The 6953-nt window shown below is 35.6% G+C and carries 6 protein-coding genes and 1 pseudogene; all 7 read left to right on the plus strand.

Annotated features, from left to right (window positions below; genetic code table 11):
• Positions 1–18: 18 nt before the first annotated feature.
• Entirely contained in the window at positions 19–1638 is a 1620-nt protein-coding gene (locus tag HMPREF1551_RS11545) for an ABC-F family ATP-binding cassette domain-containing protein (protein WP_021629338.1), read from the plus strand.
• Between the two features lie 188 nt (positions 1639–1826).
• A complete protein-coding gene (locus HMPREF1551_RS11550; RefSeq protein WP_021629339.1) occupies positions 1827–3332 on the plus strand; it encodes an SIR2 family protein in 1506 nt (501 codons plus the stop codon).
• A 249-nt stretch (positions 3333–3581) separates the two neighbouring features.
• The gene (locus tag HMPREF1551_RS11555; protein ID WP_021629340.1) at positions 3582–3947 is read left to right on the plus strand and encodes a hypothetical protein; all 366 of its coding nucleotides are present in this window, start codon (positions 3582–3584) and stop codon (positions 3945–3947) included.
• A gap of 23 nt (positions 3948–3970) precedes the next feature.
• Positions 3971–4639 (plus strand): SH3 domain-containing protein, encoded by a 669-nt coding sequence (locus HMPREF1551_RS11560; protein ID WP_021629341.1) that lies wholly within the window; start codon positions 3971–3973, stop codon positions 4637–4639.
• A 91-nt stretch (positions 4640–4730) separates the two neighbouring features.
• Positions 4731–5171 (plus strand): GyrI-like domain-containing protein, encoded by a 441-nt coding sequence (locus HMPREF1551_RS11565; RefSeq protein WP_021629342.1) that lies wholly within the window; start codon positions 4731–4733, stop codon positions 5169–5171.
• A 22-nt stretch (positions 5172–5193) separates the two neighbouring features.
• Positions 5194–6255: a Fic family protein gene (locus tag HMPREF1551_RS11570; protein ID WP_021629343.1), complete on the plus strand. Its 1062-nt coding sequence runs from the start codon at positions 5194–5196 to the stop codon at positions 6253–6255.
• A 21-nt stretch (positions 6256–6276) separates the two neighbouring features.
• Positions 6277–6567 (plus strand): annotated as a pseudogene (locus tag HMPREF1551_RS11575) (SMI1/KNR4 family protein); the annotation flags it as partial.
• Between the last annotated feature and the right edge of the window lie 386 nt (positions 6568–6953).

The following is a 6953-nucleotide window of genomic DNA, read 5'->3' on the forward strand; positions in this document are numbered from 1 at the left end:
AAACATTAATCATTAACAATGTTATCAGTATCCAATTTATCCGTACAATTCGGCAAGCGCGTCCTCTTCGATGAGGTCAATGTAACCTTTACACAAGGCAACTGCTACGGCATCATAGGTGCTAATGGGGCAGGCAAATCTACCTTTCTTAAAATCCTTTCTGGCAAGCAAGAACCTACTTCGGGGCGTGTGATCCTCGAACCAGGTAAGCGTATGTCGGTACTCGAACAAGACCACTACGCTTATGACGACTACACCGTTTTAGACACCGTGATTATGGGCAACAAAGTCCTCTCCAAAATCAAAAAAGAGATGGACGAACTCTATGCCGACTATTCCGATGAGCACGCTGAACGCATCGGTGAGCTACAAATGCAGTTCGATGAGATGAACGGCTGGAATGCCGAAAGCGATGCGGCAGCACTGCTTTCTAACTTAGGCATTTCGGAAGATATGCATTATACCCTAATGTCCGAAATGGACGGAAAGCTCAAAGTACGTGTACTTTTGGCACAAGCCCTCTTTGGCAACCCCGATGTACTGATCATGGACGAGCCTACCAACGACCTTGACTTCGAGACCATCGGCTGGTTGGAGAATTTTTTGGCAAACTATGACAATACGGTGATTGTCGTTTCCCACGACCGTCACTTCCTTGATGCCGTTTGTACTCATATCTCGGATATTGACTTCGGGAAAATCAATCATTTTTCGGGTAACTATACTTTCTGGTACGAAAGTAGTCAATTGGCAGCCCGTCAGCGTGCGCAACAGAACAAAAAGGCGGAAGAGAAAGCCAAAGAGTTGCAGGAATTTATCGCGCGCTTTAGTGCCAATGTGGCTAAATCAAAGCAGGCAACCTCTCGTAAGAAGATGTTGGAGAAACTCAATATCGAGGAAATCAGACCATCCTCTCGTCGTTACCCTGCTATCATTTTCGACCGCGACCGCGAGGCTGGTGACCAAATCCTACACGTGGAAAACCTTGCTGCGTCTATCGATGGACAGGTATTGTTCCAAAATGTGGATATCAACCTTGCTAAAGACGACAAAGTAGCCGTGATTTCTAAGGACTCTCGTGCCACCACTGCTTTTTATGAGATTCTCAACGGCAACCTCAAACCCGATGCGGGTACTTTTGCCTGGGGCATCACCACTTCGCAGTCTTACTTGCCCGTGGATAACTCCGATTTCTTCACCCAAGACCTTTCTTTAGTGGATTGGTTGCGCCAATGGGCAAAAACAGAGGAAGAGCGCGAGGAAGTATACGTACGCGGCTTCTTGGGCAAGATGCTTTTCAGTGGGGAGGAAGCCCTTAAAAACTGTAAAGTACTCTCAGGAGGCGAGAAAGTGCGCTGTATGCTCAGCCGTATGATGATGTTGCGCGCTAATGTGCTCATGCTCAACGAACCCACCAACCACTTGGATTTGGAGAGTATCACCGCCTTCAACAACTCGCTGAAAAACTTCAAAGGAACCGTGCTTTTCACCACCCACGATCACGAATTTTCACAAACCGTCGCCAATCGTATCATCGAGCTTACCCCTAGTGGCATCATAGACCGCTATATGACCTTTGATGAGTATATGGATGACAAGAATATTCAGGAATTGAGAGAAAAAATGTATAAACAATGATTAATTATTAATGGTTAATCACAACACTTTGGCAAAGATCATTGTACAAAAAGGTGATTAAAATGAGCTTTGCCAGAGTCTTTTTAAATAGAACTACAATTAATATGGTTACAATCATAAATTCTTAACTCTTTATATCTCATTAAGATTGAAATATAAAAAATAATTACATTCAAAATAAGAAATAAATGAATATTATTGACTTTATAGGGAAATATAAAAATCACCCTATTTTATTTATAGGTACAGGTATGAGTTTAAGATATTTGAAAAACTCTTATACTTGGGATAATTTATTAAAAAAGATAGCTTATGACTTTTCAGAAAGTGAAGAATATTATTTAGATATAAAATCTAAGTGTTATTCAAATGATAATAAGTGTAATTATTTAAAAGTAGCTGAGATTTTAGAAAATGATTTTAATTCTAAGCTAGAAAATGATAGGAACGGTAAATTCAAAAAAATAAATGATATTTTCTATGAAAAAATGAAAGGAAATATTAAATTAAGCCGTTTTAAAATATATTTGTGTGAACTCTTATCTGAATTAGAATATAGAGAGGAGACTCAAACAGAATTAAAAGAGTTTAAAAAAATAAGAAAAAATATAGGTTCTGTCATAACAACAAACTACGATAGTCTGATTGAAGATCTGTTTGAGTTTAACAAGTTAATAGGAAATAAAATTTTGCTAAGTAATCCTTATGGTTCAGTTTATAAGATACATGGATGTGTAAAAGAGCCTGAAAAGATAATAATTACAGAAAGTGATTATAAAAATTTCGATAATAAATATGAACTTATAAGAGCACAACTACTCTCACTCTTTATTCATAATCCTATAATATTTATGGGGTATAGTATTACCGATGATAATATCAAGAAAATTTTAAAAACAATTTTTACATATGTAGAACCTAACTCAAAAGAAGCAGAAAATATAAAAAATAACTTTTTATTAGTTGAGTATGAAAAAGATAATAAAGAAGTATTAATTACAGAACACGATATTGTTTTAGAGGATTCTACTACAACTATTAGAATTAACAAAGTAAAAACAGATAATTTTATTACTATATATAATGCTATATCTAATTTACATCTTCCAATTTCTGCTTTAGATGTAAGAAAAGTGCAAACTATAGTAAAAGAAATATATGCAGGAGGAGAAATTAAAGTTAGTATAACAGAGGATGTAGATTCTTTAAAAAATAGTGATAAAATTTTAGCAATAGGTTCATCAAAGACAATTCAATATCATTATCAAACAGAGAAGGAGTTATTAGCAAATTATTTTTCTATAATAGAAGAATCTAATTCTCAAATTTTAAGTTTTATAGATAAATATCAAATAAATCAAGCTCAATATTTTCCTATTTTTGGGTTTAGTTCCATAAATTCAAATATTTTTTGTGCCTCAAGATTGAAAAAACAACAAAAAGATAATATTAAAAAATGTATTAAACGAATAAAAGAAAATCATAAAAAAATACATTCCACAGTAAAATCGATTCTTAATGATAATGATATTCCTACTTCATATAAAATGAATTGTATAATATGGAATACTTTTAAAGGGAATATATCATTAGATGAGGTAGAAAGCTTTTTAAAAACGGATCATTCAAATGAAACAGCTTATAGAAAACTACTAACTCTTTATGATCTTAAAAAGTATGGAGATATTTCTTAATTTATTTAAGCAATATCAACACCAAACAATACAATATTAACTCGCTGAAACCCAACATCAATCCCTTAGAACGCAACATCAACCCCGTAGGATATAATATAAAGTCCGTATGGCGCGATATAAACTAGAAAATCACTAAAATTATTTGTTTAACCATTAAAAAAGACAATAAAATGGCTACAAGATTTATTTCATTCGAAAAATTTAAGAATGAGTCTTTGTTTTTGGAAGATTAATATTGATTAAACTATGGAAAAGACAAAAATATCTCTAACAAACTTCAAAGAATTTTCGCCTGATGAAACTTCTTGTTGGGTAATAAATGTCATTATAAGTGATACAGATAAGGAATATAGTAAATTTTGCGAACCTATCTTTGAGATTCTTCAGCCGAGAGCTCAAAAAACAATATTTGAATTGAAAAAACCTGTACATGTTAGGGATGTAAGCTTTATAGAAGAAGATGACGATACAATATCTTACCATTTATGGGGTAAAATAAACGAATTAGCACGACTAAAAGGCAAAGATGCTACTCTAAGAGCTGTAGTTAAGGACTTATATCGGAATGAGTACACCTCTAATGAAATAAATATTGATGATTTTTTTATTTAACTGAACAATCAAAAAAATAGACTATGCAGCGAATTGTATTCTTATTTTTGTTAATTTCCCAATGTGCTTTTGGTCAATTCTTTGTGGTAAAGGACAAAGATGGCTATGTAAACATTCGTGAAAAGGAAAGTGTCAAAAGTAAAATACTGGGGACACTCCCTAATAATAAGCTTGTTTATATATTTCATGCTGATGAAGATATAAGTAAGTGGCATTACATAGATAAAGGGTATATTCATAACAGCAGACTGAAACCTACTTATACATTTCTTTCCATTAAGAAAGAAAAAGAAAGCGATAATGCTATTACTTTTTCAGGTATGGGAATTCGTGTAGAGCTTACTGCTCAAAAATATGATAAGAAAAAACATACCTTTACCAAAGAGAACAAAGGCGACCATTACGAATACAAAATAGATGGGAAACCTTTTGAAGGAACTGATGGCTCTGAGCCAGAGACGGAATATAAGAGTTTTGTGGTGAGCATTAATGGCAAACAAGTGAATATTCCTAAAAGTGCTTATAGGGATATGTATGTACCTGCCTTTAGTGAAACATCCGTTTATTATGACAAGGAAGAGGATATTATCTATATAGAGGCTCAAAATGGTACAGGAGCAGGGGGCTATGATGTTTGTTGGCAGATCGTAAAGGGTGTTTATAAAACTCGAGAAGTAGGATACTTTAATTAAAAGGAAGACAAACCCCAACTTTTAGAGCGTATCGGGAAGTTTGTAAGGAGTTAGAGGAGAATTTATTAAGAACTATTTAAATACAAAAAAATTGAAAATCATAGGAATTAGTGTACGCACTACCAATCAGAACGGACAAGCGATGCAAGACATCGGAAACCTTTGGCAACGCTTTTTTAGCGAGCAACTTTTAGCAAAAATACCCAATAAGGTAAGCGATGCCATTTACAGCATCTACACCGATTACCAAAAGGACTATACCGAGCCTTACACTTGTATGATAGGAGTAGAAGTTACCACGCTCAGCACGATTCCCGACGGATTAGAAGGCAGGGAATTCCCTGAGCAAACCTTTCAAAAGTTTGTAGCCAAGGGTGCTATACCTCAAGCAGTTGGAGCAATGTGGCAACATATCTGGGACAACGACTCCACGCTCAATCGCACTTATGTATATGACTATGAGTGCTACACCGAGAAGTCTCAACAAGGAGATGCTTCCGAAGTAGACATTTTTATAGGTGTAAAGGATTAATAAGAAGTAGAAATGTTGCAAAATGAATGACTTCGAGCAATATATAAGGGAAACTGAACCCCATCGTCGTGAAAAAGGTGAGGCGTGGCAGACAGCTATTGGCTTGCAGGCGGTAGATGGATTGAAACCTTCGGATTATCTTGTGCAAACGGCTAAGCAACACATCGAGGGGGAGATTACTATAGAGGAGGCTAAGCACCTCATTGATAGTTATTATCAGTCCAAGACAGTACGCCACGAGCAGGGAGAAGAACGCACTGAGGAAGCCGACAAAGTTTCGGCACGCATCACCGAATTGCTTACCGAGTCGGCTTTTAGCTTTTCCCCAGTGGCATATATAGGCATTCATCGCAAGTTGTTCACTGGTATTTACAAGTTTGCAGGCAAATTGCGCGACTACAATATTACCAAAAAGGAGTGGGTACTCGGTGGAGACACGATTCTCTACGCCAGTGCACACCATTTGCGTGAGACTTTGGACTATGATTTCGAGCAAGAAAAGCGTTTTTCTTATCAAGGCTTGCCTGTGGAGGAAGCTATCAAGCACATAGCTAAATTTGTCTCAGGGCTCTGGCAAATACACCCTTTTGGTGAAGGAAATACGCGTACAACAGCGGTTTTCACGATTCAATATTTGCGTACCTTTGGCTTTGCAATGAGCAATGAAGCCTTTGCCTATCACTCTTGGTATTTTCGTAATGCCTTAGTCCGTGCCAATTACAACAACCTTGCTAAAGGGATAACTGCAACTACTGAATACATAGAACGTTTCTTTAGAAACCTAATTTTAGGTGAGAAAAACGAGCTTAAAAATAGGTATTTATTAATAGGGGATGAACTTCAAAGTGCAAAAGAGCAAATTCCAAAGGGCAAAATTTGCACTTTGAATTGCACTTTGGAGGAAATGGCAGTATTACAATACTTACAACAAAATCCTACCGCCACTCAAAAGATTATTGCCGAGCATATAGGAAAATCGGAACGCACCGTAAAGACTATTACAGCAAATTTGGTAGAAAAGGGACTTATCGAACGCAAAAATGGTAAGCGAAATGGCTTTTGGGAAGTAAAAACAAATAATTAATCTTATAAAATAAGTATCATTATGACATCAACTTTCAATTTTGAGCTTTTTAAAAAGCGTTTAGATCTATTTTTAGAAAAGATAGAAGACCTTGGTGGCGAGACTGACCCTCTTACGATAGAAAAACCCGCTACAGAGGAAGAAATCAAAGCCGTAGAAACAAAATTAGGCTATACATTGCCTCCACATTTCCGAGAAGTACTCTTGGAAAACACCGCCCATTTGGAGTTTTTGTGGTATCTTTATCATTTTTTAGAAGAGAATAAAGATTTTCTACCTGATGAAATATGTGGTATTTTTGCGGGAAAATTGAAACTACTTTTATAATCTATTCAAAATAAAGAAGATACAGGAATTACAATAAGAGTAGGTAACGATTTAGTAATGGTTCTTATTTCATTTGATTATACCTATTTTCTCAGTAACTTCTGGGTGCAAAGGTACAACATCTTGACAATATAAACAAAAAATTTTACCTTTGCACCCGCAAACGTGCGCTGCTGCATAGGCTTCTACAGAAGCCTATGCAGCAGCGCACGTTTGCGTGGAGCTAATTGTAAATATTCTGCAAACCAACTGTTTAAAAAATGAAGATTTTTTTTAGTTTGCGTATATCATTGTTTTTTTGTAATATAGCGCAATAAATCATTTAAATATTTGATTCTATGTTTCAACAAATTTTGAATCAGTTGGCTGTA

The sequence above is a fragment of the Capnocytophaga sp. oral taxon 863 str. F0517 genome, from assembly GCF_000466425.1.
Classification (GTDB): domain Bacteria; phylum Bacteroidota; class Bacteroidia; order Flavobacteriales; family Flavobacteriaceae; genus Capnocytophaga.